This window comes from Mycobacterium asiaticum (assembly GCF_001668675.1).
GTDB classification, from domain to species: Bacteria; Actinomycetota; Actinomycetes; order Mycobacteriales; family Mycobacteriaceae; genus Mycobacterium; species Mycobacterium asiaticum_D.
Map to the genome: position 1 here is coordinate 1 of NZ_LZKQ01000085.1, position 1516 is coordinate 1516.

General features: G+C 62.5%; 2 protein-coding genes. Both read left to right on the forward strand.

Translation table 11 applies throughout. The features are described 5' to 3' along the window. Window positions 1-56 precede the first annotated feature (56 nt). Complete coding sequence (locus A9X01_RS07935) at window positions 57-512, forward strand: hypothetical protein (RefSeq protein WP_065120218.1); 456 nt, start codon at window positions 57-59, stop codon at window positions 510-512. 239 nt (window positions 513-751) lie between these two features. Further along, complete coding sequence (locus A9X01_RS07940) at window positions 752-1507, forward strand: DDE-type integrase/transposase/recombinase (RefSeq protein ID WP_172832466.1); 756 nt, start codon at window positions 752-754, stop codon at window positions 1505-1507. Window positions 1508-1516: the final 9 nt, after the last annotated feature.

Sequence of the window (1516 nt, forward strand, 5' to 3'; positions counted from 1 at the left end):
TCCCCCTTTGTCAGGCTGGTTGTGAGTCAGTTGCTACCAGCGTTAGGGAGTGGGTTGTGTCGATCGGTGCGGGTTTTACCGCTAGCGAGATCTGTGAGTTGGTGTTTGAGTTTCAGGGGTTGGCTCATGGCAGTAAAGGCCGTTGGCTGGCCGAGCGCGGATTGACCAGTAGGCAGCTGTGGAAGTGGCGGGACTCGGTGCTGGATGGGGACCTCGACAGGGGCGTGATTCCGCGTCAAGGTAGTGCGGTGAAGAGGCCTCCGTCCGAGAACACCGCGATCGCTCGGCGGCGTGCGGCTGAACAGGCCGCCCATGCCGCTGAGGTGGATCGGCTCAACGCCCGTATCCGTGAGTTGGAACAGGTCAATGGCACGTTGGAGCAAGCCAACGATGCACTGGGAAAAGCTATCGGGCTCTTGCACGAGAGGAACGCGCACGAGCCCGCCGACACCCCGATGAGCAACGATCGGTTGGATTCCTCGACGCCGAGAACCGACTCGTCACCGAGTTGACTGCGGCGCTGGGGTCACAGCGTCAAGCGCTGGCGATGCTCGGGTTGTCCCGATCTACCTGGCATTACCGGCATCACCCGCGTAGCACTGTGGCACAACCGATTTCGCAGTCAGATCGGGCCTACCGGTCAAGAATTGATGCCGCTGACCGCGGGCGGATCGAAGCGCTGATCATCGCAGGCTGGGCTGAGGGTGCCTCCGTCGATCAAGCATTCGCTATCGCGTGGGACGAGGGGATCATGTTGGCCTCGCGGCGCAGTTGGTGGCGTATCGCCGCTGCCATCGCCGATCAGACTTGCCGTCCGGTCACCCCCACAAAAACCCGCCGCAACCCCGGTCCTCGGCCGGCACCGATACTCAAAGCCACCGGTCCGCAACAGGTATGGAGTTGGGACATCACCGATCTGCGCAGCCCGTGGCGCGGGGTGGCGTTCAAGGCCTATTCGATCATCGACATCTTCTCGCGCAAGATCGTCGGCTGGCGGGTCGAAGAACGTGAAGTCGACGCCCTGGCCGTCGAGATGTTCCAGGACGCGTTCAGCGACCACGGCGTGCCCATCGCGGTGCACGCTGATTCGGGACCGGCGATGCGCTCACACGACCTCAAAGGGCTGCTGGCCAGCCACAATATCGTTGAGACTCACAACCGACCACGGGTCAGCAACGACAACCCATTCTCCGAGTCGGAGTTTCGGACCATGAAATACCGGCCCAACTACCCCGGCACCTTCCTCACCATCGACGATGCCCGCGCCTACATGGCCTGGTATGTGCCCTGGTACAACACCCAACACAAGCATTCCGGGATCGCGTTGTTCTCCCCCAACCAGGTCCACGACGGCACCTGGCGACAACACTGGCAGCAGCGCGAGCACACCCAGCACTCCTACTACCAGGCCCACCCCGAACGGTTCCGCCACAGGCCACGAACACCAAGCCCCGCCGACACCGTTGGCATCAACCTCCCCGACTCCGAACGACTCCAAGCAGCTTGACACCGACCG